The 1,008-nt window shown below is 66.6% G+C and carries 1 protein-coding gene; it reads right to left on the reverse strand.

The genetic code is table 11. The features are described from left to right. Positions 1 to 385 precede the first annotated feature (385 nt). The coding region (locus tag H9626_RS15775; protein WP_497801159.1) for an amino acid--tRNA ligase-related protein at positions 386 to 1,008 on the reverse strand (623 nt) is incomplete at its 5' end.

Raw genomic sequence — 1,008 nt, forward strand, 5'->3', positions numbered from 1 at the left:
TTGCGCAGGATTCCGGCGCGGGGTAGGTCAGTGCGCATACGCCGAGCTGTCGGATGGAAGTCCATGCCGCGGCCGCGCCGATGACCACCGACGCCACACTGGCCGGCAACGTCTGCGGCCGCATCCCCTTCAACCAGATTGCGATTCCCATACCGCCATGGTCTCGCAGAGGATGGATATCGCCGGCGTCGGGGCCCTGCGACCCGTGCCGACGGCCGGCACGTGACCGACGACTTGCGGCGCGAATGAGTCCATGACAAGGGACCTAATCAACAACAAGGCCTTCCCGTCCGCATGGGATGGGAAGGCCCGAATCAATGTCTATGGCGCAACCGCGGGGGTTGAGAGCACCATCACGGCGATGCGGCCGCGATTCCCGCCGTTCCTACTGCAGGTTGAGCGGCTTGACCAGCGGGAAGGTGATGGTCTCGCGGATCGTGGCACCGGTCAGGGCGATGAGCAGACGGTCGATGCCCATGCCCATGCCGCCGGCCGGCGGCATGCCCACGCCCAGGGCCTCAAGGAAGTCCTCGTCGATGTCCATCGCCTCGGCGTCGCCGGCGAGCGCGTCCTTGGCCTGGGCCACGAAGCGTTCGCGCTGCACGACCGGATCGTTGAGCTCGGAGTAGCCGGTGGCCAGCTCGAAGCCGCGCACGTACAGATCCCACTTCTCCACCACGCCGGGCTTGGTGCGGTGCGACTTGACCAGCGGCGAGGTCTCGACCGGGAAGTCGCGTACGAACACCGGCTCGTAGAGCTTGTCCTCGTAGAAGTGCTCCCACAGGTGCTCGACGAGCTTGCCGTGGTTCTCCACGTCGTCGCGCTCCACGCCGAGCTTGTCGGCGATCGCGCCCAGATGCTCCACGCTGGTGCCGGGGGCGTCCGGGCCGCCGTTCGGGATGATCTCCTCGCCGAGGGCCTCGGAGAGCGACTCGTACATGCTGATGGTCTTCCATTCGCCGCCGAAGTCGTATTCGGTGCCGTCCAGCAACGTGACCTTCAGCGCGC

Source organism: Phocaeicola faecium (assembly GCF_014837055.1).
Lineage (GTDB): Bacteria > Bacteroidota > Bacteroidia > Bacteroidales > Bacteroidaceae > Phocaeicola > Phocaeicola gallinarum.